Annotated in this window: 25 protein-coding genes; 12 read left to right on the forward strand and 13 right to left on the reverse strand. The window is 47.9% G+C overall.

The genetic code is table 11. From position 1 onward, the window contains the following. The first annotated feature begins 6 nt into the window (after positions 1–6). The 5 genes from hflX to rpsT are packed head-to-tail and all read left to right on the forward strand — an operon-like array spanning position 7 to position 4,102. Positions 7–1,254 carry a GTPase HflX gene (gene hflX / locus Y697_RS03520; RefSeq protein ID WP_259462300.1) on the forward strand — a complete coding sequence of 416 codons (1,248 nt, stop codon included), beginning with the start codon at positions 7–9 and terminating at the stop codon, positions 1,252–1,254. Then, positions 1,251–2,264, forward strand: coding sequence for a hypothetical protein (locus Y697_RS03525; protein ID WP_121550293.1), 1,014 nt, complete (start codon positions 1,251–1,253; stop codon positions 2,262–2,264). The genes hflX and Y697_RS03525 overlap by 4 nt, the downstream gene beginning before the upstream one ends. A 5-nt stretch (positions 2,265–2,269) precedes the next feature. Next, entirely contained in the window at positions 2,270–2,575 is a 306-nt protein-coding gene (locus Y697_RS03530; protein WP_121550294.1) for a hypothetical protein, read from the forward strand. 22 nt (positions 2,576–2,597) lie between these two features. Beyond that, positions 2,598–3,779 (forward strand): methionine adenosyltransferase, encoded by a 1,182-nt coding sequence (gene metK / locus Y697_RS03535; protein WP_121550295.1) that lies wholly within the window; start codon positions 2,598–2,600, stop codon positions 3,777–3,779. A gap of 44 nt (positions 3,780–3,823) precedes the next feature. After that, on the forward strand, positions 3,824–4,102 hold the full coding sequence (rpsT, locus tag Y697_RS03540) for a 30S ribosomal protein S20 (protein WP_110990190.1): 279 nt from the start codon (positions 3,824–3,826) through the stop codon (positions 4,100–4,102). Positions 4,103–4,156: 54 nt separating this feature from the next. Here rpsT and Y697_RS03545 read toward each other — a convergent pair whose 3' ends face one another. After that, the gene (locus tag Y697_RS03545) at positions 4,157–5,299 is read right to left on the reverse strand and encodes an ABC transporter ATP-binding protein (protein ID WP_121550296.1); all 1,143 of its coding nucleotides are present in this window, start codon (positions 5,297–5,299) and stop codon (positions 4,157–4,159) included. A gap of 12 nt (positions 5,300–5,311) precedes the next feature. Then, positions 5,312–5,572, reverse strand: coding sequence for a type II toxin-antitoxin system Phd/YefM family antitoxin (locus Y697_RS03550; RefSeq protein WP_121550297.1), 261 nt, complete (start codon positions 5,570–5,572; stop codon positions 5,312–5,314). Positions 5,573–5,645: 73 nt separating this feature from the next. Here Y697_RS03550 and Y697_RS03555 point away from each other — a divergent pair, with 73 nt between their 5' ends. Genes Y697_RS03555 through Y697_RS03585 form a run of 7 tightly spaced genes read left to right on the forward strand, consistent with a single transcriptional unit; the run spans position 5,646 to position 10,610 of the window. Then, positions 5,646–6,569: an RnfABCDGE type electron transport complex subunit D gene (locus Y697_RS03555; protein WP_121550298.1), complete on the forward strand. Its 924-nt coding sequence runs from the start codon at positions 5,646–5,648 to the stop codon at positions 6,567–6,569. Continuing rightward, entirely contained in the window at positions 6,566–7,186 is a 621-nt protein-coding gene (locus Y697_RS03560; RefSeq protein ID WP_121550299.1) for an FMN-binding protein, read from the forward strand. Before Y697_RS03555 ends, Y697_RS03560 begins: the two co-directional genes overlap by 4 nt. 1 nt (position 7,187) lies before the next feature. Continuing rightward, entirely contained in the window at positions 7,188–7,787 is a 600-nt protein-coding gene (locus tag Y697_RS03565; protein WP_121550300.1) for an NADH:ubiquinone reductase (Na(+)-transporting) subunit D, read from the forward strand. Positions 7,788–7,801: 14 nt separating this feature from the next. Next, complete coding sequence (locus Y697_RS03570; RefSeq protein ID WP_110990196.1) at positions 7,802–8,395, forward strand: electron transport complex protein RnfA; 594 nt, start codon at positions 7,802–7,804, stop codon at positions 8,393–8,395. Positions 8,396–8,408: 13 nt separating this feature from the next. Next, a complete protein-coding gene (locus tag Y697_RS03575; protein ID WP_121550301.1) occupies positions 8,409–9,509 on the forward strand; it encodes an NADH:ubiquinone reductase (Na(+)-transporting) subunit F in 1,101 nt (366 codons plus the stop codon). Positions 9,510–9,525: 16 nt separating this feature from the next. Then, positions 9,526–9,984 carry a hypothetical protein gene (locus tag Y697_RS03580; RefSeq protein WP_121550302.1) on the forward strand — a complete coding sequence of 153 codons (459 nt, stop codon included), beginning with the start codon at positions 9,526–9,528 and terminating at the stop codon, positions 9,982–9,984. A gap of 29 nt (positions 9,985–10,013) precedes the next feature. After that, positions 10,014–10,610 carry a hypothetical protein gene (locus tag Y697_RS03585; RefSeq protein ID WP_121550303.1) on the forward strand — a complete coding sequence of 199 codons (597 nt, stop codon included), beginning with the start codon at positions 10,014–10,016 and terminating at the stop codon, positions 10,608–10,610. On the opposite strand, the gene Y697_RS03590 is transcribed toward Y697_RS03585, so the two are convergent. From Y697_RS03590 to gatA, 11 genes are read right to left on the reverse strand one after another with little or no spacing between them, the layout of a single operon-like run. Next, entirely contained in the window at positions 10,594–11,046 is a 453-nt protein-coding gene (locus tag Y697_RS03590) for a DUF523 domain-containing protein (RefSeq protein WP_121550304.1), read from the reverse strand. The two genes, Y697_RS03585 and Y697_RS03590, sit on opposite strands and share 17 nt — an antisense overlap. Beyond that, positions 11,043–11,843, reverse strand: a complete 801-nt coding sequence (locus tag Y697_RS03595; RefSeq protein ID WP_259462287.1) for a M23 family metallopeptidase — start codon at positions 11,841–11,843, stop codon at positions 11,043–11,045. Before Y697_RS03595 ends, Y697_RS03590 begins: the two co-directional genes overlap by 4 nt. A gap of 44 nt (positions 11,844–11,887) precedes the next feature. Beyond that, complete coding sequence (locus Y697_RS03600) at positions 11,888–12,319, reverse strand: diacylglycerol kinase family protein (protein ID WP_121550306.1); 432 nt, start codon at positions 12,317–12,319, stop codon at positions 11,888–11,890. Further along, positions 12,316–12,927: a 2-oxoacid:acceptor oxidoreductase family protein gene (locus Y697_RS03605; RefSeq protein WP_121550307.1), complete on the reverse strand. Its 612-nt coding sequence runs from the start codon at positions 12,925–12,927 to the stop codon at positions 12,316–12,318. Before Y697_RS03605 ends, Y697_RS03600 begins: the two co-directional genes overlap by 4 nt. Further along, positions 12,924–13,760, reverse strand: coding sequence for a 2-oxoacid:ferredoxin oxidoreductase subunit beta (locus Y697_RS03610; RefSeq protein ID WP_121550308.1), 837 nt, complete (start codon positions 13,758–13,760; stop codon positions 12,924–12,926). The genes Y697_RS03605 and Y697_RS03610 overlap by 4 nt, the downstream gene beginning before the upstream one ends. Before the next feature lie 13 nt (positions 13,761–13,773). Continuing rightward, on the reverse strand, positions 13,774–14,277 hold the full coding sequence (locus tag Y697_RS03615) for a dCMP deaminase family protein (RefSeq protein WP_121550349.1): 504 nt from the start codon (positions 14,275–14,277) through the stop codon (positions 13,774–13,776). Next, on the reverse strand, positions 14,277–14,726 hold the full coding sequence (locus Y697_RS03620; RefSeq protein WP_121550309.1) for a ferritin family protein: 450 nt from the start codon (positions 14,724–14,726) through the stop codon (positions 14,277–14,279). Before Y697_RS03620 ends, Y697_RS03615 begins: the two co-directional genes overlap by 1 nt. Further along, complete coding sequence (locus Y697_RS03625) at positions 14,710–15,849, reverse strand: coproporphyrinogen-III oxidase family protein (protein ID WP_121550310.1); 1,140 nt, start codon at positions 15,847–15,849, stop codon at positions 14,710–14,712. Before Y697_RS03625 ends, Y697_RS03620 begins: the two co-directional genes overlap by 17 nt. Continuing rightward, the gene (locus tag Y697_RS03630) at positions 15,849–16,670 is read right to left on the reverse strand and encodes a hypothetical protein (protein WP_121550311.1); all 822 of its coding nucleotides are present in this window, start codon (positions 16,668–16,670) and stop codon (positions 15,849–15,851) included. Before Y697_RS03630 ends, Y697_RS03625 begins: the two co-directional genes overlap by 1 nt. Next, complete coding sequence (gene gatB / locus Y697_RS03635) at positions 16,667–18,109, reverse strand: Asp-tRNA(Asn)/Glu-tRNA(Gln) amidotransferase subunit GatB (RefSeq protein ID WP_121550312.1); 1,443 nt, start codon at positions 18,107–18,109, stop codon at positions 16,667–16,669. Before gatB ends, Y697_RS03630 begins: the two co-directional genes overlap by 4 nt. After that, positions 18,109–19,512: an Asp-tRNA(Asn)/Glu-tRNA(Gln) amidotransferase subunit GatA gene (gatA, locus tag Y697_RS03640; protein WP_121550313.1), complete on the reverse strand. Its 1,404-nt coding sequence runs from the start codon at positions 19,510–19,512 to the stop codon at positions 18,109–18,111. The genes gatB and gatA overlap by 1 nt, the downstream gene beginning before the upstream one ends. Positions 19,513–21,492: the final 1,980 nt, after the last annotated feature.

Below are 21,492 nucleotides of genomic sequence, written 5' to 3' on the forward strand. Positions count from 1 at the left end.
TAGAGCATAGATACTTTACTTGTCGCTGTTTTTTCGTCTGAAGAACAGAATATGAAGACAGAAATACAGGGCGAGCTTAGAGAGCTCGCCCGAACTGCTGGCTATAGCATTGTAGAGGCCGTCGTTCAGAATCTAGACAGCCCGGATCCCAGACATTATCTCGGGAAGGGAAAAGTGGATTTTGCAAAAAGGATGATAGGTGCCTTCGGCGCCACTCTTGCGATTACCCGTCATGAACTCTCCCCGTCTCAGGCGATGAATCTCGAAAAGCTATTGGAGATACCTGTGATGGATAGAACACAGCTGATTCTGAAAATCTTCGGAGACCATGCCACAACGAAGGAAGGAAAACTCGAAGTCGAATTGGCCAGTCTTAAGTATCAGTTGCCCAGGCTTAAGGGGCTTGGCAGAGCGCTTTCTCAGACAGGAGCGGGTATAGGGACGAGAGGCCCGGGAGAAAAAAAGTTGGAGACAGACAGGCGTCAGGCCCAGGACAGGATATCACGGCTGCGAAAGGATATCGATGAACTTGGCAAGCGCAGGGAAATCTCCAGAAAGAAGAGGCAGGCATCTTCTGTTCCTCTTGTGTCTTTTGTAGGTTACACAAATGTCGGGAAGTCATCGCTGGTTTCGGAAATAAGCAGCGACGATCTTCTCATCGAGGACAAGCTGTTTGCAACACTCGATACACGGGTAAGGAAGGCGAAATTGCCGGCCGGAATGCAGGTACTCGTCTCCGATACGGTCGGATTTATAAGAGAGTTGCCTCACGAGCTTATGGAGAGTTTTAGATCGACGCTTGACGAGGTGAAGTACTCAGATCTGTTGGTAGTTGTTTCCGATGCGTCTGATATGGCAGTCAGAGAGAAGTATTCGATTGTCGATCGCACTCTACGTGAAATCGGTGCAGGTGAAATCAAGAAAATACATGTTCTGAACAAGATCGATCTCTGTACAAATGAAAGACTTCGCGAACTCGGGAGCATCTTCCCGGGAGCAGTAATGGCGAGTGCCTCAAAAAGCTTCAATATAGAAGGCATTTTGAGCGAAATCGGCCGGAGCCTTTTTGGTGAAAGACCAAGGAGAAAGCTCAGGCTAACTCCGACCGAGTTCTCAAGTTTCATGAGATTCAGAGGCTCGCTTGAGGTGCTTTCTGAATGCTACGAAAGGGAGCTCATTGAGGTCGAATATGTATCCTCCGATGAGATAAATGAAAGGCTCATTTCTTCTATTAGCGAGGAGGGAAGGAAATGAAGAGATTATTGTCGGTCTTACTGGCGCTAATGATTGGCTGTATGTTGTTTTCGGCATCGCTCCTGTTTCCGCTTAAGAGGGCGCCGGAAATAACGGGTTACTTTGGCGAGTATCGAGGGAACTCAAGAAACATAAACTATCCAGAGCATTTTCACATGGGAATGGATTACTCGACCGGGAGCATAGTTGGTCTCGATCTTCTTTCCCCGGATGACTCATACGTACACCAGATTTACATAAACCATCCCATATACGGGGTAGGAATTGCCCTCACACTTCCCGAAGTCACCAATATTCTAACCAATGAAAAGGGTATCAATGTGATATTTGCCCATGTAAATGAAATCGGAGACACTTCTTCTCTGGCGGGAAGAAAACTTAACGACATATATCATCAACTGATTTCCGAATTCCGTGATCAGTATGTCGAAGTCACCTTCGATCCCAGGGAACTTCCCTTCAGAAAGAGCGATGTCGTTGCCAAATCCGGAAACAGTGGAAATGTCCCGCCCCATCTTCACCTCGAAGTGAGAGATTCAACTATGGAAACCATAATCAATCCCGGCTTCTACTTCGATACGGGCAGTCCGTCATCGGCGGTCGAAATACTGGACATAAGGGCAGGCGGAAAGACCTACTCCTTTGCTCAGGGAAAGCCGACGATTGAGATGAGCGCTACCACCCCTCTCGATCTTCACACCAAGGTTCAGTTGAGACATCCCGTAAGCCCAAAGACCATAGAGTTGTATGTCGAAAACAGTCTCGTCTATCAGATCGATTTTGTTTCTTTCGAGGTGGATGAAGCCGACGAGGTCCACGAGATATACTCTTCGCCTTCAACAGAGTCTGATTACTGGTTCAATCTCAATGCGAGGATATCGCTCAGCGTTCTGCCAATAAACATTTGGGACGACATCGACTGGACGAATCCGAGAGATGCCAGGGTAGTGGTTCGGGATCACTGGGGCAACGAGGCTTCGAAAGACTTCAGAATAGTTATGAGGAGGTAATTCGGATGTTTTTCAAGAAGAAGCCGCGAGACATAGGAAAAAATCCCTTTTACGACAGTGGCAATACTGTCGTTGTCCACTTTGAATGCAGCAAGTGCGGAGAGAAGTTCCGCAGCCATCTCAGAAAGTACTACGATGTCAGCGTGAATTATGGAAAAGGGAAAGGAGTCTACAGGCTCGATAAAGAGTTCATCGGGAGCAAATGCCAGAACAAAATTCAGATTACAGCTGAGTTCAACAGAGCGTTCAGGCCCTTGTCCTTCGAAATAATCGGTGGTAGATTCTTGTCTAAGGAAGAATACGAAGAATAGATTCAGTTTATAGGAGGCAGTCATGAAGACTTGGTTGTTTACCAGTGAAAGCGTTACCGAAGGCCATCCGGACAAAATGGCAGATCAGATTTCTGATTCGATTCTCGATGCGATGTTGACTCAGGATGAAGATTCGCGAGTTGCAGTTGAGACTCTTCTTGCAACTGGAGTAGTCGTAGTTGCCGGAGAGGTAAGTACCAAAGCTTACGTTGATATTCCCAGAGTAGTTAGGGACACGATTCTCGATATCGGATACAACAGGGCTAAGTACGGCTTTGACGGTGAGACCTGCGCCGTTCTTACAAGTATTGACGAGCAGTCCCCGGATATAGCTCTGGGAGTAAACAAATCCTTTGAAGCGAAGAAGAACGATTCCGATAGATATGCCCTAATTGGAGCGGGGGATCAGGGCATGATGTTCGGCTATGCGTCGGACGAGACTCCGGAAATGATGCCGTTGCCGATAGTTCTTGCTCACAGACTTGCCCGAAGACTCAGTGAAGTGAGAAAAGACGAGATCGTTCATGGCTTCAGGCCTGACGGAAAGACCCAGGTTACCGTCAAGTATCAGGATGGTAAGCCTGTTGGAGTAACAGCGATCGTGGTATCGACTCAGCACGATCCTGACTTGACTGCGGAGCAGATCGAAAGACTTGTAGTCGATAACGTAGTCTCTCCGGTAATAGACCACGAACTGCTTCTTGAAGGGGTGGAAATCTTCGTGAATCCTACGGGTCGATTTGTCAGGGGCGGTCCTTCGGCCGATACCGGCTTGACCGGAAGGAAGATCATTGTCGATACTTATGGAGGCTGGACGCCTCACGGCGGAGGGGCCTTCAGCGGAAAGGATCCCACGAAGGTCGACAGATCTGCTCATTACATGGCAAGATATGCTGCAAAGAATATTGTGGCCGCCGGGCTTGCAGAACGTGTCACTCTTCAGCTCGCGTATGCCATTGGAGTTGCAAAACCCGTGTCCTTTATGATAGATGCTCACGACACGGAGAAGATCGATCTCGAAAAACTTAGAAGAGCCGTCCTGAAGGTTTTTGACTTCAGACCGGCCGCTATCATCGACAGGCTTAACCTGAAACGTCCTATTTACAGACAAACGGCTGCCTATGGACATTTTGGCAGGATAGACATTAAACTGCCTTGGGAAGAGATCGACGCAGTTGACCAATTGAAGAAAGCAGTGGATTGATGATACAATTAACGGGTAAATCTCGAAAGGAGGAGAAGTGATAAGTGCCTAACAATGCATCAGCAAAGAAGAGAGTGAAACAGACGGCCAAGAGAACAGTAATGAACAGGGCCGCCAGGACGAAATTCAGGAATGCTTCCAAGAAGCTGTATAAGGCAATGGAAGAGGGCGAAGATCCACAGGCAGTTTCTTCCATGCTTAGCGAAGTATATTCTACTCTCGACAGGGCGGCGAAGTCCGGAACCATTCACAGGAATACGGCTTCACGTAAGAAGGCAAGATTGACCGCCAAAGTCAAGACATATGTCGAAGCGAGAGGTTGATTGAACGAAAAAATAAAAAAGGTGGCCTGAGCCACCTTTTTTTGTTGTAGATAGTTATCCAATACTTTCCGGAGTTGCATCCTGGTGAGTCCCTGCAAGGACGTTTTCCTCCGTCTCAGGGTCAAATAGGTGCATCATAGACATATCGAAGACCAGATCCATCTTGTCTCCCGAAGATGCTCTGCTCTTGGGATCGACCTTGGCCACGATATCATCGCCGTGAATATTTGCGTGGATAAGAGTCTCGCTTCCGAGAGGCTCGACGACCTCTACGTTACCCTTTACTATGAACTCTTCTTTCGGTGCCACCGAGTACATCTTATCGTAGATGTCTTCCGGCCTTATACCGAATGTCGTCTCCTTGCCTACCAGGTGTTCGAGCCTTTCAACCTTGTCTTCAGGAACGAGAAGCTTCATGTCTTCCTTTATAACCCAGACTTTGCCTCCTTCAGAGACAAGCTTTGCGCTGATGAAGTTCATTGCAGGAGTGCCTATGAACCCGGCAACGAACTTGTTTCTCGGCTCGAAGTACACGGAGTAAGGATCCCCGATCTGCTGGATTATTCCGTCTTTCATGATTACGATTTTGTCGGCCATGGTCATTGCCTCGACCTGGTCGTGAGTAACGTATATTATAGTCGCCTGAAGATTCTGGTGCAGTCTCTTGAGTTCGGCTCTCATTTGAACCCTTAGTTTGGCGTCGAGGTTGGAGAGGGGTTCGTCAAAAAGGAAGACCTTTGGTTTTCTGACTATCGCTCTTCCGACTGCGACTCTCTGTCTCTGACCACCCGAGAGCTGCTTCGGCTTACGGTCTAGCAATTGCTCTATTCCAAGGATTCTCGCCGCTTCCTTGACTCTCTCTTCGATCTCCGGCTTCGGCGTCTTTCGCAGTTTCAGTCCGAATGCCATATTTTCGTAAACCGACATGTGCGGATAAAGAGCGTAGTTCTGGAATACCATGGCGATGTCTCTATCCTTAGGTTCGACATCGTTGACGACCTTCCCGCCGATCTTGATGATTCCTTCCGTAATCTCCTCCAAACCGGCAATCATTCTCAATGTCGTAGTCTTTCCGCAGCCCGACGGACCCAGGAGAACGAGAAACTCCTTGTCCTGTACTTGAAGATTTGCATCGAGAACGGCCTTGAATCCGTTCGGATAAGTCTTGCCTACCTTCTCGAGGGTAACTTCTGCCATCTTGCACCTCCGTCAATCATCATCAACTTCAACAATAAGATCCTTTATCTCAACATCCATCGCTTCATCCCCGGCGTCCATCAAATAGAGATCGTGAACTCTTTCCAGGAACCTGTTGAGGAGCACATACTTGTCATAGTCCATAACGACGGCCTTTGGGAGCCCGTTTTTTGTTATAATAATATCGGCCTTCTCGCAATCGTCAACTACCTTTGAAAAGTGCGTTTTTGCTTCGGCCAGTGAAAAAAAAGAGAGCTCGTGTAATCTTGACAAGAGAACCACCTCGGGACCATTATACAGTATGACCACAATTATAGTCAAGCTTTTGCTTTCGGAGGTGCCAGGGATGGCGAAGAAGTTTTTTCTGAAACAACCAATGATGAGAAAGGTTATCTACGCTCTCCTTCCGATTTTGGTCTTCGCTGTTGGGAATTTCGGCTGGGTGGTGTTTTCCAAGGTCTTACTTTCGATAGTTATCTCCGTTTTTGTTGAATGGCTGTTCGAAAGCAAAAAGGGGAAGCCCGTAAGTGAAGCTGCAATTGTTACCGGGTTCCTGATTGGATTGATTCTGCCTCCTGCCGTTCCCTTCTGGATAGTCGTAGTTTCAAGCTCCTTTGCAATAGTCTTCGCCAAGATGGCCTTTGGAGGCTTCGCCAGGAATCTTTACAATCCTGCATTAGTTGGCAGGGCCTTCGTCTACGTCAGTTTTCCTGCCGCAGTACAGCAAAGCTGGACTCCGGCAGTTCAGAGCTGGGGACAGGGCTTCACTCGCTGGATCAGCTCGGATATTATCACTATGGCCACCCCCGCAAATATCATCAGGGGCGGCGGAGAGGTTAACGCGTGGCGGATGATATTCGGAAACATAGCCGGTTCTTCCGGCGAAACAGCGAAATGGTTGATTGCAGCCGCTGCGGTCTATCTAATCATGACAAAGGTGGCGTCCTGGAAGATTATAGTATCGACTCTGGTTTCGGCATTCGTGATGTCGGGAATAATCTTCATTTTTGACCCTTCAAGAATGAACCCATTCCATTGGATGATCGGAGGCAGCATCATGTTTGGAGCCGTCTTCATGGCAACGGATCCGATAAGCGCACCGAAGAAAGATAGGGCCAAATGGATCTACGGGGCTATGATAGGATCTCTTGCAGTCATAATAGGTACATTCTCGTTGTTCGGAGCCGGTTTGATGTTCGCTGTCCTTATTGCAAACACATTTGCCTCTCTTCTTGATTATCTGAGTACCCCGAAGAAGGTGAAAGCATGAACGAAAAGCTTTACTCTGTATTCTTTGCTTTCATTCTAACAACGGTGTTTGTCCTGTGTCTCGCAGGTATCAACGCACTTGCTTCCGGTACGATCGAGAGAAATGAGCGGCTCGAGTTTCAGAGATCGTTGATCTATGTATTCGAGCTTTCGGATGGAGCTGATTTCCCTTCGGATGGGGAAGTTCAGGAGCTCTATTCAAGCAGAATCAAAGAGGTCGAGGGAGAGCAGACTGTCTATGTCGTCGAGAAGGACGGAACGAGAGAGTTTGCCTTTACTGTTCAAAGCGCCGGTCTCTGGGGAACTATTACGGCTCTTGTGGCGGTAGACGAGAGCGGATCAAGAATAACGGGAATAGATTTCGTCAGCCACTCGGAAACTCCAGGACTTGGCGGAAGAATTGATGAAGAGTCGTTCAAAGAGCAGTTCAGGGGAGAATTAATCTCATCTGACTCTTCGGCAAGAGTAGCTGTGGTATCAGGTCAGGATACCGCTTCTAGAGACGACTCAAAGGTCGACGCAATTACTGGAGCAACGAGAACTTCGGAATCTATCCAGGCCTTATTGAATAAGGCGGTTAACACGGTTTTTCCGGTAGTTCTTGAGGTGGTGGATTAAAATGGCTGAATCGAAGAAGACGATCTTCCTCGCGAATATCTGGAAGAATAACCCCGTAATTGTTCAGATACTTGGGATTTGTTCGGCCCTGGCGGTAACGAACAATCTCACTAACACACTGATAATGGGAATAGGCCTAATTTTTACTACGGCATTCTCTTCACTCACCATTTCGGCTCTTAGAAGGCATATTCCCAAGAATGTGCGAATGATGGTTCAGGTTCTGATAATCGCTACATACGTAATAATACTGGATATCGTTCTCAAGGCTTATCTTCCTTCGATAAGCAAGGCCCTCGGCCCTTACGTCGGTTTGATTATCACTAACTGCATAATCATGGGCAGAGCCGAGGCCTTTGCGCAATCACACGGGCCGGTCCTTTCATTCATTGACGGAATCTCCGCCGGAATAGGCTATTCGCTGATTCTTCTGGCAGTAGCCTTCATCAGGGAGCTGCTTGGGTTCGGAACTTTGTTTGGATTGAGGGTCATGCCGGAAGGCTTTACTCCCTGGGTGATAATGATTATGGCACCCAGTGCCTTCTTCATACTTGGCGCCATAATCTGGATCGCTCGCACACCTATCGTGAAGAAGAAGTGAGGGGGGAGATGTAGATGGGAGTTCCGCTTAATCCTTTTGTTATAATGATCGCTGCGGCACTTACGAGCAACATGGTTCTGAGCAATTTTCTCGGGATGTGCTCGTTCATCTCCGTTTCGAGAGATATCAAGACGGCCAACGGCCTTGGGATGGCAGTAACCTTCGTTCTAACACTGACATCGGTCTTGAATTATATAGTTTACTACTATATTCTTGTTCCGCTGAATCTCGTCTATCTACGGTACATCGTATTCATCGTAGTAATAGCTGCATTTGTCCAATTTCTGGAGATGGTCATAGACAGGTTCTCTCCGGCTCTCTATATCAATCTGGGAATCTTCTTGCCTTTAATCACCGTAAACTGTGCGATCCTTGGCGGTGTTTTGTTCATGATCATCAGAGAATACAACCTGATACAGTCGCTCTTCTTCGGGTTTGGATCCGGAGCGGGCTGGTGGTTGGCAATAGTCGCGCTGTCCGCGATGAGAATGAGGCTTAGAGAAAAGGATCTTCCCCCTCAGCTGGTAGGACCCGGCATAACCATGATAATCATTGGCATTATGGCCCTCGCCTTTATGGGCTTCTCGGGCATGCTGCCCGTTCAGTAAGGTGGTGTTTGGCTTGGAAATAATCATCTCTGCTCTGGTCGTTGGAGGGATCTCCGCGGTTCTCGCTGCCGTTCTTACAGTCGCAGATGCCCTGGTTAACAACTACGGAGAAGTGAATATCACGGTAAATGAATCCAAGAGCTACAAGGTGAAGGGCGGATCGACTCTGCTTTCCACTCTCGCGGGAGAGAAGATCTTCATCCCCTCGGCATGCGGAGGCAAGGGAAGTTGCGGACTGTGCAAGGTTAAGGTCCTTAGTGATATAGGACCCATTCTTCCCACGGAACTGCCTTATCTCTCGCCCAAAGAAAAAAAGGACAATATCAGGCTTTCATGTCAGGTAAAAGTGAAAAGCGATGTATCTATCGAGATTCCCGAAGAGCTTTTCAACATACGTGAGTACCTTTCAACCGTCTCATCCATAGAGGATGTCACTCATGATATTAAGGAACTCTTCTTCGATCTTGAAGAAGAGATAAGGTTCAAAGCCGGTCAATATGTTCAACTGATCGTGCCTGGTTATGGAGATATAAAGGGAGAGACAATGAGAGCCTATTCTATGTCATCTCAGCCCTCCGTTAAGGACGGAGTTGAACTGCTTGTGAGGCTCGTTCCCAATGGAATCGTGACAACTTACGTCCACAAGATGCTTAGAGTGGGAGACAAGATAAGAATCCTTGGACCGTTTGGAGACTTTTTTCTCAGAGAGACCGATTCAGATATAATATTCATTGCCGGTGGTTCGGGGATGGCTCCAATAAGGTCGATAGTACTGGACATGATGGAAAAGGGCGTGGAAAGAAATGCCTATTATTTCTTTGGAGCAAGGAGCAAGAGGGATCTCTTCTATCTTGAGGAAATGAAGGAGATCGAAAGTAAAATGCCCAACTTCCATTTCATACCGGCTCTGTCCGACCCCCTGCCCGAAGACGGCTGGGAAGGCGAAGTGGGACTTATAACCGATGTGGTTGACAGGTACCTTGCCGAGCAGGGAGATGAGGCTTCCAGAGAGGGTTACCTTTGCGGAAGTCCTGGGATGATAAATGCTTGTATTAGTGTATTGAAAAAGCATAACGTACCGGAAGAAAAGATCTACTACGACAAATTCGGATAGTTTTGGAGGTGAGATTTTGAAACAGACTCCGGACTTCGATAGAATTCAGGAAAACATGAGAGCCGGCAGCATAACCGGTCCGGGCTTTCTTGGCGATGATGAAAGAAACCTTCTCGATATTATCAGAGAGGATGAGTCTAAGGTGAAGGAACTGGGCTTGACGAATGAAACAATCGCTGACAAGCTGGAAATACTTATGAAGCAAGGTGAAAGGGGATTCGGTTCGCCTGTCAAAGTCGATGATCGCTTCGTAGTAATCGTCGAGGAGAGTCGCGGTTACATACCCTGCCCCTTTCGGCACGGACATCTTTCAAAAAAAGTAAACGTCAATGTGAGAAATATCACCCTGAAGAAAGAGATAGACTATTCGCCGATTTCGATTCATCTCATTCGAGAGCACGGTTTCTATCAGGGAAAAGGTTCGACCTACAGGCTTGATCCTGAAATGCTCGCCAGGATGCTGGAGCTGATTTGACCAGATGAATTTTCCGGATGTGATTGAAAATGGTCAGAAAGTATAGTTCAAGAAACAGGGCGCTTTTCACGGTCTTTTTTGTGGTCGCGTTGACAGCATTTGCTTCTTATTACGCTTTTGGACACAAGATGGATGTTGTCGTTCCCAGCAGCGAGATCGGACTGGATGAGCTGACCTTCAACAGCAGCGTTTTCTCCCTTCTTGGTGAGGCACCCTTTCCACCTGATCAGGGTCTCGCAAACGGAGTTTCTGTAGAGCAGGACGATGGCGAGGTGATCCGGGTATTTTACCCGCCCGAAGACGATTCGGTCAGGAGCTTTCAGTTCGAGCTGAACTCCAGGGTGATCAATGTGTATATCTGGAAGATGGATTCCGCAGATTCCGCGAGAAGAACCTGGGAGACGCTCTTTCTTGTGGAATGTTCCGTGCTGACGAGAGACATGGGCAGGATAAAGAAGGCCGATTACTCCTACGCGAAAGTGGTTAGGTTCGGCGGCAAAGACCAGGTTCTCATCTGGCAGAAAGGAAATTGGGTGGTACTGGCCAAGAGTCCGGGATTTACGATGGAAAGAGAAGAGGAGAAAAAGATTCTAACTGAGCTATTCGATCCTAGTATAAGAAATTGATCTCTTCTTCTGAATAGACTTCAATAGCGTTCTTCATGAGAAGCTCTGCTGTTATTCCCATTCCGTCGATCATCACCCCGCTGAAAGTGCCGTCGTAAATGCCTTTGCAACCACAAGAAGGGCTCCTGGATCTGAGGACGGCGATACTGGCTCCGGAAAGCTTCGCTATTTTCAAGACCTCTTCGGCTCCTCGTATATAGTTCTGAGTAACATCCTTCCCAAACTGATCGATAACTATCCTTGTTGCCCGCCAGTCGTTAGAAGTAGTTATTTCCGCCCTGGGACGCGGTGTCGGGAGTCCTCCGAGCTGCTCAGGACAGACCGGTAAAAAAACAAACCTGTCCACCAGCTCAAGAAGCTCTAAAGACAGGTTGTTATCACCGCGATACGTACAGTTGACACCGATGAGGCAGGCGCTAACCAGGATCTTTGTCATTTACCACCGGCAGCGGTGCCGTCGTCCTCTCTTCTTATGACGTACATGAGGTCACGTGTTGGAAGCATAGAAAGGGGATTCATCGTGTTGGTCTTTGGATCTCTGACTTCGAAATGTACATGAGGACCAGTCGAAATACCTGTGGTTCCGACCCGGCCGATCAACGAACCGGTCTCCACTCTTTGACCTACATAAACACTGATCCTGCTCATGTGGCCATAACGGGTTACGTAACCGTTGTCGTGCTGTATTTCAACCATGTTTCCATAACCACCGTTTATTCCGGCAAAGACTACTGTTCCCCTCGAACCCGCAAAGATCGGCGTTCCTTCTGGAGCCGCAATGTCAAGCCCCGAATGGAATGAGGGCTGTCCGCTTACCGGGTGGGTTCTCCAACCGTAATCGGAAGATATAACTCCATAAATGGGCCACCTGAAAGGGGAACTCTGTGGGACATACTGACACAAGTTTATTAGAGACATGGGAACGAAGATCCTCTGTCCGGGGTTGATGATTGAATTGGGACTAAGGTTGTTCGCCGCTATCAACTCCTCGACAGGAGTGAAGAAAAGCTTTGCTATGTAATCGAAGGTATCGCCGGACTGAACGTCGTAGATCAGACCATCGGGCTGAGGTATCCGAAGCGTATCCCCTGCCTTTATGCTGCTAGGATTCTTTAGATTGTTGAAATCTATAATCGTCGAAATGCAAACATCCAAATCCCTGGAAATAGTGTGAATCGAGTCTCCCGATCTAACCACGTATGTAACGAGGAAAAACGCAAAACTGCGAGTCATTAAAAGCAAAGACATAACTAAGAATAACAGAATGACCCGACGGTTCATTCCCTGCCACCTCCAAAAAGCCCCAAGAAGAAGAAGATTACCAAAATCATTATACCAAAAAGCAGTCCAACGGCAAAATGCAAACCAAAAATTGATTGTAAAATAATGGATAATCCTATAAGTATAGATATCGCAGTTCCCATCAGTACTACTGAGGCTGCTGTATCCTTGAGTACACGGACTCTTTCATCATAGTAAGGGCGCAGAATATCGGCAATCTTCTCCACCAGAGTGTTAATTCCTTCGAGAAGTAATACCATAAGCGTACAGAAAAGAAGCCAATAATAATCATTCTTATCTAACCCGAGCAGAGCGCCCAGTGTTAAAATTACTGCTCCGAACACTAGCTGGATTCTGAAGTTCCGTTCTTTCAAGAGATGCTTTATTCCATTTGTAGCGTTGCCAAGACTTCTGACAAACTTCTTCATTCAAATCCCCGGCCGACAGAATCGATTCTTTCTCTTCTAATATTATAAGACTTCTCAATTAGTGAGTAACCGAAATCAATCGCCTGGGAGTTCATCTCAACGTACTTTGCCTTTATATGCTTTACCATGGCTTCCTTAAGTGACTGGGTAGTGACGAAATTGCCGGCTCTGGCAATCAGTCCCAACCCCACCATATTGGCAGGAAGCGTGCTTGAAAATCTGTTCTCTGTGAGTTCCGTTACTGGCTTGGAAATTATCTTTCTCGTCATTCTTATTCCTTCTTTCGGAATAGATTTCACGAGGGTCGAATCTATTATAAGGACGCCGTTCATATGAATCAGCGGAACGTGAGCATTAACGGCAGTCTGATGCATGGAGTAGATCAGTTCAAAGGAATGCGCCTTCGGGTAGTCGATCGGCTCGCTGTTAAAAAGGACATCGCAATAAGAGAGTCCGCCTCTCACCTGCGCACCGAATGATTGCGTCTGAACGACCCAGCTTCCCTGTATGAGGAGCGCTTCGGCGAGAATTATACCCATCAAGACATTTCCCTGACCACCGATACCGGAAATTCTTACTGAATGAGGTTCTGAAAACGCGTGCTTCATTCTTCGTCACCCCTCTCGGCAGCGATTATCCGTTCGCTCATAATCCTGTATCTGTCGCTGTAAGTTTCCGCATCTATATTCACAAACTCGCCGGCAACTATCTTGTCCGATAATTCCTCGGGAGACATTGTTTTTGCTTTTTTGATCTGTACAGTGTTCTTTTTGAAATGTGTCAGCAGATCTTCCGGTTTGGACATCGCATTGTATCTTCCGTAGTATGTGTGACAGTTGGTCATTATCTCCACCACTCCCATACCCTTGTGATTCAAGGCCTTCTGAATGAACTGAACCATCTGGGCATAGTGAAAGACCGTCGACCTTGCGACATAAGTTGCGCCGGAAGAGACTGCTAGATTCACTATGTCGAACGAGTTCTCAACATTTCCGTACGGAGAAGTCGAAGCTATTTTTTCATGAGGTGTTGTCGGCGAGTACTGCCCGCCGGTCATTCCGTAAATATTATTGTTGAAGACTATCACGGTAAGATCCATGTTTCTCCTGCAGGCATGGATGAAGTGATTTCCTCCAATTGCCATCATATCTCCGTCTCCGCCCATAACTACGACGTTGAATTCCGGTCGTGCCAGTTTTACGCCTGTAGCGAACGCTATGGCCCTTCCGTGAAGAGTATGCATAGTGTTGAAGTTAAGGTATCCTGTGACCCTGGAAGAGCATCCAATGCCGGATATTACGGCGACTCTGTCGGGATCGAGGGCGTCCTTGTCGACCGCGTCGATGAAGGCTTTCATAATAACGCCGTTTCCGCAGCCGGGACACCAAACGTGGGGCATCCTGTCTTGCCTAAGATACTTAGTTAGCCTTGCGATAGCCATGATTTCCTCCCATTCACTCTGTAAAATGCGTCATGACGACACCTGTCTTATCGAACATGAACTCAGTAAGTGGATCGGGATAGCCTTCAGAGAAGACGACCCGCTTAATGCCAGCATTTATTATCAGTCTGGCGCAAATGGAGCAGGGACGGTGGGTTACATAGATTGTCGACCCGTTTGTCGAAATTCCAAATTTCGCAGCTTGAGACAGGGCGTTCTGTTCGGCATGAGCCGCGTAGCAGATCTCCTGATTCTGACCTGAAGGGATTTTTAGAGCGTCTCTGATACACTCCGTCTCATCGCAGTGAGGAAATCCAGAAGGCGGCTGGTTATAGCCCGTAGCGAGAATTCGATTCTCTCTTACGATCAGGGCTCCGACCTTTCTGTGATGACAACTCGACCTCTCCCTCACCTGGTAGGCAAGTTTCATGAAGTACGAGTCCCAGCTCTCTGTAGGGCTTGTGGATTTATGAACCGAAAAATGATCAAGGAAATCCGAAAGTTCTTCAACAGACATCATCTCAGTCCTTCCAAAAGTTCAATATGTCTTTCCTCTTCAGCGACGATCTTCTTCAGAGCGTCGGCAGTCTCGGCCTTTACGTTATTCACGAAACTCCTGTAGAAAGCTATGCTCTTTCTCTCGACTTCTATTGCCAGGGCTATAGCCTCGTCATAATCGGAACTGCTCATCGCATCGTGGAGTCTGCCGGAAAAAACAGCTTCCTCAGTCAAGTCCTCCATATAAGCCCCTGCGTTGTCCCAGTTTACGAGTTCGGCGGCCTCTTCCTGGAATCTCTTCAGGAGAGCGCGGAATGTCTCTGCATGTCTTCTCTCCTGAGAGGAAAGAAAACGAAAGACCGAGCCCTGATTTTCATTGTCAGTGCTCTCGGCCAGGTCTCTGTAGAAATCCGCTCCTTCATTTTCGATTCTCAATGCAATCTCGAGCACCTCATGTGGAGAAAGCAATTTCCATCTCCTCCTTAATATCTAAGAGCTTCTGAAAAACACTTCTAGAAAAATCCATCCCACTCTCGTTCAACGCTACAATTCCGTTGTCGGGCGAAAGATACTCCCCCAGGTAGAGTCTTATTCTAGAAATCAAGAGATCGAGAAGCTCTTTTGGATATCCCTTGCGAGACAGATCTACCCCTTCCGTTAATCTGAGCCCCATAAAAAGAGTCTCAAACAATTCCTGTATGACGGTGTTTTGGTTAAATTCACTGACAGGCACAATATTCCGACCAATAAGATCATGATAGTGATTCAGGTCTCCCGTATTGACATATCTCTTCCAGTCAAAGTGGCCGCCCGCCGAAAGCCCAAAACCCAGGTACTGCTCATTACGCCAGTACTTGAGATTATGAAGGCATTCTCTGTCATCCATTGCCCACGAAGAGATCTCATATCTCCTGTAGCCCATCTTCCCCAGTGATTCAAGAACCAAATCGTGGAGCCTTTCTAGGATTTCAGGGTCGGGCAGTTCAATGATAGCATCATGCACCTGACTCATCAATTCAGTTTCATGATCGGAATCAAAGACGTAATATGAAACATGGTCCGGTCCGATGGCGCCGATTAGTTCGAGATTCGCTCTCACGTTGCTCTCGGCTTCTCTGGGCAAGCCCAAAATGAAATCGAGATTCAGGTTGTCAAAGATATCTCTGCTCATTAGCAATCTCTCTGTCAGATCTGAAGGTACGGGCCTCTTGCAGATTTTGAGTATGCTCTTCTCAGATGACTGCACGCCAACCGATACTCTGCTGAAGCCCATCTTTCTCCATTCTAGGAGACGTTCTCTCTCAAGCTCCCAGGGATTGACCTCTATGGTAGCCTCTCTTATCTCCGTTCTCAGCGAACTGTTGAGATGCACGAGCAAATCATTCAGCAACTCGACTGGATAGAGCGACGGAGAGCCACCGCCGAAGTAGAGTGTTTCGACTGTTTCGGAAATCGAATACATTTCGATCTCCCTTTTCAAAGAACGATGATATTCGTCTATGAGGGCCGGATCATATCGAACGGTGCAGAAGTCACAGTACGAACATTTTCTGGCGCAAAACGGGATATGAACATAGACACCTGCACCCATTAGAAAACGAGCCTCATAAAGATCCCGTTCAAACTGAAGTTAGTGATCGAAATTCCAGCGAAAATCGAATCATCGCTTCCAAGTTTCGAGATCAGCATTTGAGCGTCAATTCCGCGCAAGCTGACCATCACGGTCGGCGAAAGCATCAGTCTGAGATCACCGGCTGGCACAATAAAATTGCCTGCGAAAGCCAATCCAAGGTCGAATGACAGGTAATTCATTCCTATCCCGATTCCGTATCCGATCTCTCCCAGAGAGTCGTTCGTCTTCAGATCCACAGTGGCGACAACATTCGTTTCTGCGTTTCTAATCCTCAAACTTCTCTCATATTCCTTCGCGTAAAGATACAGACCTATATCGTTGAATGAGAAGGAGTCTTCTCGATGGAGAAAGACGCTAAGTCCACCATTAAGCTGACCCAAAGGAAGCCTCACCCAGTTTCTTACGAGATACTTCATATCGCCAACCGTAGAAAGCTCGAGCTCGAGGGAAGTGTGCGAGAAGACCGGAATCTGATTCGTGTTGGTGACGTATCTAACCCCCATGAACAAACCTTCGTGACTCGCTAGGATCGAGCCTCTGAAGACTCCGTCCCTCGTCTTCAACTTCAGAAAACCCGTTGAAAACTCCTCCCAGCTGTCGACATAGGTCACGCCTACGTAAGGCGTTCCAGAAGCCAGCGCCAGAGTCATATAAATGTCTTCATAGGCCCTGATGTCTGCAGAGACGCTCCACCCTGCATTATTCAGTTTGATCTGAGTTTCGGCGGAAAGAATCACGACCGAAATCAACAATAAGAACAGGCATAGACCCTTCTTCAACCCTTAAGCATCCTCCTTGCGATCTCATTCACTTTCGATGGATTCGCCTTTCCTCTTGTAGCCTTCATAACTGCTCCGACAAAATACCCAAGAACGCCCTCTTTCCCGTCTCTGAACTGTTCAACTGCAGAGGGGTTATCGGTCATGGCCTTGCTCAAGGCATCTTCGATCACTTTGTCATCGTCTATCTGTTCAAGTCCCTTCTCTTTGACTATCTCCAGAGGCGATTTCCTTCCTTCCACAATAAATGGAAAGATTTCTTTCGCGATCTTGTTAGATATCTTCCCTTCGTCGATAAGCCCGAAAAGCTCCTTGAAATGTTCAGGACTCACCCTTACTTCTTCGACTGTGAGCTCCTTTTCATTCATAAGTCTCATGACCTCTCCCATGATCCAATTTGAGCTCTCTTTGGGTCTGCGAGTAGTCTGCGCAACTTCTTCAAAGTAAGAAGCTATTTCGCCGTCTGAAGAAAGAACGGTCGCATCGTAACGGGGAAGCGAGTACTGCTTCATGAATCTCTCAATCTTTTCCCATGGGAGTTCAGGGAGATTCCCCGCAATCCTTTCTATTAGATCTTCACTGACAATCAGTTCTGGAAGGTCCGGTTCCGGGAAGTAACGGTAGTCGTTTTCCTCTTCCTTCGATCTCATAGAAAACGTTTCTTTGGACGAGAAGCTCCACGATCTAGTCTCTTTGGCTACATCGCCTCCGGATGAAAGAATTCTGGAAATTCTCTCCTGCTCGAATTCCAGCGCCTTTTCGACAAATTTGAAGGAATTGATGTTCTTCACCTCTACTCTGTTCGAGCTTCTCCCTGAATCATCCACCATCGAGATATTCGCGTCGCATCGCAGGGCGCCCTTCTCCATATCTCCAGAACAGACTCCCAGCGCTCTAACGGTGTCTCTAAGGAGCTCCATGAAGATGCGGGCTTCTGCCGGACTGCGAAGATCGGGCTCTGTAACAATTTCGATGAGCGGAACTCCACATCTATTGAGATCAACATAGCTACCGGATGAGCCGGTAATAGAATCAGTGCCCTGGTGAATCATCTTTCCGGCATCCTCTTCTATATGTATTCTTCGAATCCCGATCTTTCTCTTTTCGTCTCCGTTCTCAAGGTATAAGAAGCCGTTTTCGGCGATGGGAAAGAAGTACTGAGTTATCTGATAACCCTTGGGCAGATCGGGGTAAAAATAGTTCTTTCTGTCAAAGACCGACCGCTTGTTTATAGTGCAGTTCATTGCCAGGCCGGCCATGATGGCAAACTCGACTACCCTCTTGTTGAGAACGGGCAGCGTGCCTGGCTGGCCAGTGCAGACCGGGCAGATCGCCGTGTTGGGTTCAAGATCAAAGACATCGGCCCTACAGCTGCAGAAGGCCTTTGTTTCAGTAATGAGTTGAGCGTGTATTTCCAGTCCGATTACAGTCTTGTTCATCACTCCGTCCACCTTTCCGGAAGAATGGCCAGCCCGCCCCTGTAAGAGGGAGAGAGATCCTCGATGCCCTTTGCGGCGTCAAGAAGAGAAACGTCGCTAAATCTTCTGCCTGTGAGAAGTACCCCGACAGGCATTCCATCGACCAGCCCCGCCGGTAAAGAGATCGACGGAAGCCCCGCAACATTTGCCGGTATCGTGTAAATATCCATCAAATAATACGTCAGGGGGTCGGTAATCTCGCCAATTCTCGGCGCAATCACCGGAGAAGAGGGATTCAAGATGAAATCGTATTCATCAAGCACTCTGTTAAGTTCGCCGGCCATGACGCTTCTCGTTTTCAGCGCCTTTCTATAATAGGCATCATAATAAGTCGCACTGAGAGTAAAGGTTCCAAGAAGAATTCTTCTCTTCACTTCCTTCCCAAAACCTATGTCCCTATTCTTGTTTGTGAGGCTTTCATAATCTTCCGACGGCACTCTCGGCCCGAACCTTATCCCTTCGTAGCGGGCGAGATTCGAGCTGGCCTCTGCGGGGGCAATTAAATAGTAAGTTGCCACGGCGTACTCGACCGAAGGGATGGAGATCTCTTCCACCTCTGCTCCTGAACGCCTAATATCTTCAATTATAGAAAGGAATCTCTCCTTAACTCCGGAATCGAGGCCGGGATAGTTCAGCATTTCGGAAGGGACTGCAATTTTCAGCCCCTTGAGATATCCCTTAAGAGGCACATCGAAAGATAGATCTTTTCTGACTGTATTCGAGTCATTACTATCATGTCCCGATATCATAGACATAACATCTGCGGCGTCCTGGGAGCATCGAGTCATCGGCCCGATCTGATCCAGTGAAGAGGCAAATGCGACGAGCCCGTATCTGGATACGAGTCCGTATGTCGGTTTGAAGCCGACTATACCGCACATGGAAGCCGGCTGTCTTACAGAACCGCCAGTGTCGCTGCCGAGAGCGAACGGAGCAAGCCCCGCAGCTACCGCAGCCGCGCTTCCGCCACTGCTTCCACCCGGAATGCGTTCAAGATCCCAGGGATTTTTGGAAGGGCCGAAGGCAGAGTTCTCCGTGGAGGACCCCATTGCGAATTCGTCCAAATTTGTCTTTCCGAGAAGCTTTCCTCCCTTAACGCCAAGCCTTCGGGTCACCGTTGCATCGTATGGAGATTCATAATTCTCGAGTATTCTGCTGCCGCAAGTTGTTCTGGTCCCGACAGCCAGGATGTTGTCCTTCAAGGCAAAGGGGAAACCCTGTCTCTTGTCGCCTGACAGGTCGTTTACCTGAAGGAATGCCTTGAGTTCGTCGTTGTACTTCATTACTCTATCTCTATAGAACTCGAAAGTGTCTTCAAGAGATATGATTTCTGAGAGTCTAAGATTCAGGGGATTCTTTGTCACGAAAGCCACCTCCGGATATTCACGACAATTCTAACATTTTCGGAGGACTTCTAACAGAAGAAAGCAACTTGAAATTGAGTAAACGCCCCATCTTTGAATCGAAAGCCGTCTAACCGGATGAGGGTTTTACAGCTGTGAGATTCGCTCATAGTTGCCTTTTAGACTCTACAAGGCAGACAAAAGAGGAGTTCTTCGTTCCTGGGATCCCGCTGTTGGGAAACGCTGCGCGCTGAACGCTGATGAAAACCACGTTGTCCGTCAACGGTCCCCCGTTCTCCGAGAAGAGATCAAAACAAGATCCCGGATTAAGTAGACCCAGGATGATGGTTTCAATAGCACTGAGGACAGTGAAGGTTAATTGCTTGTGTTCACGAAAGCCCAGACTCATGATCCGAGACCCGCTCTTGATTCCGTGATGCTGAACATGAGGTCCCTTTTTGAGTGTTCACCTCGTAGACCACAGATTCATCTGAACTTGTCTCAGCATCTCGATACTCTTCCTAACCCAGTTTCGATAACCCGCTCAAAAAGATCCACTGCACGCTGTAATGGGCGTTCTATGTTGACCGTTCCAGAGCGAGGACCCGTTCGCCGATGACAAATGGACCAAATCTTGACCGGAAGCATGAATTCAGCACAGGATTTTGCAACTTGTTCTGTTAAACTCCCTATTTCGTCCCGTTATTGGTTTTCTCTTCGGGCGAACAGCCGTTCGCCCCTACAAAAGAATCGCAATGGTTTTCTTGATCCTACCGAAGGACGTTTCTTCAGCAGCGTCCAGCATGACGGCGGAATTATTATCGGATCTAGGGTCTGGTGAACAAAAGCGGTTCTGAAACATCAGCGGCGGACCGTTGACGGCTGACCTGACAGGCCTCCTGCGCAGCAGCATCACTTCCGCCGGTGATCTTCGGCGCATCACTTCCTGTAATGCTTTCCCCAGCCTACAGCCTTCCGCGTTTCTTATCCAAGCGGCTCTTTTAGTCCGACGTAGTCGGAACTGGCCTGCGTAAGCAGACTGGCTTCTCTCTTTCTCTTCTTCTCGTAGCTCGTAGCGAAGCTCTCGACCTGTCTTATCTAAGTGACGAGATGTGCTGCTTTCTGAATAATCTAAATGCCATCCCATAAAGATTGCACCTTTGGAAGCCTCTAACACCGTCATCCCGGACCTGATCCGGGATCTGGGCTTTTGTGAGACCGGGGTTGGGGTTAGCAGGTTGGTGGCCGGCAAGAGCAAAGAAACAGTTCCAAGTTGCAACTGATCTTCACAGCGTTCAGCGGATCTTTGGATCGAGATTCTGGATCAAGTCCAGAATGACGAATTGTTGTGTTCTTCAAAATCACCTGACGCTGTTATTCTTTGTCACTATTGAGCCGGATCAAGTTCTCTGACTTTTATCTTTTAAGCCTCCTGGCGCGTAAGCGCCAGCATCACTTCCCCGGATGTCCTTCCGGGCATCACTTCCTCGCGCAAGCGAGCCTCACTTCCTGCGCAGCAGCATCACTTCCGGCAATGTTCTTCGCCAGCCTTGCGTCCACTGATGCTTCTCGGTGCATTGCGACTTCTTCTATGGTCTGCCCCATTTTTCGCGAGAGACAGGGATCCTGACCAGGAGCATTGTCAGAATGACTGCCTCGGGTCCTAGGAATGTGTTACATCCCGTTATCTGAATTCAATTAAGCATCTTGTTCTTCATAACCCGGTTTTCTTAACCCGTTCTTTTAACCCGATCCTTTGCTTCCCCGCGAAGCGGGCATTGCGTCCTGGCATGTTCTTCGCCAGCCTTGCGTCCACTGATGCTTTTCAGTGCATTGCGTCTTGTAATGTATAACTGACGCATTGCGGCTTCTCCTATGGTCCCTTTTTTCGAGTAAAAGGCAGAGATTCCAACCAAGACCTCTTTCGGGCGAACAGCCGTTCGCCCCTACAAAAGATCGCATAATCGTCTGATATTGTAATCCCGTAGCTTTTCGAATAGT

This window comes from Mesotoga sp. BH458_6_3_2_1 (assembly GCF_003664995.1).
GTDB lineage: Bacteria > Thermotogota > Thermotogae > Petrotogales > Kosmotogaceae > Mesotoga.